Here is a 227-nt window from a genome sequence, read left to right as displayed (position 1 = left end):
CAATAATCCCGGCAACCGCTGCAATCATTGACCATTTATCTCCCCCATATTTCTTAACAAAATAAATATTAGAGAGCATATCCGCCCCGATTAAGAATAAGGTCAGCACCGTCATCGGTACCCAGAACGTCCAGCCGAGTGAAGCGGACGCTATCGTAAATTGATACAATAAAAAACCAATCCAGATGAGCAGGGCATCGGGAATAACCGGTATAACGATCCCGATG

The 227-nt window shown here is 44.9% G+C and carries 1 protein-coding gene; it reads right to left on the bottom strand.

Annotated features, from left to right (window positions below; genetic code table 11):
• The coding region (locus LKX83_RS33095) for a DUF456 family protein (protein ID WP_227887535.1) at nucleotides 1–226 on the bottom strand (226 nt) is incomplete at its 3' end.
• Nucleotide 227 lies beyond the last annotated feature (1 nt).

It is taken from the genome of Cohnella baijiui, assembly GCF_020731285.1.
Classification (GTDB): Bacteria; Bacillota; Bacilli; order Paenibacillales; family Paenibacillaceae; genus Cohnella.
Note: the sequence above shows the minus strand (reverse complement) of the source record. Positions and strands in the feature narration are given on the sequence as shown.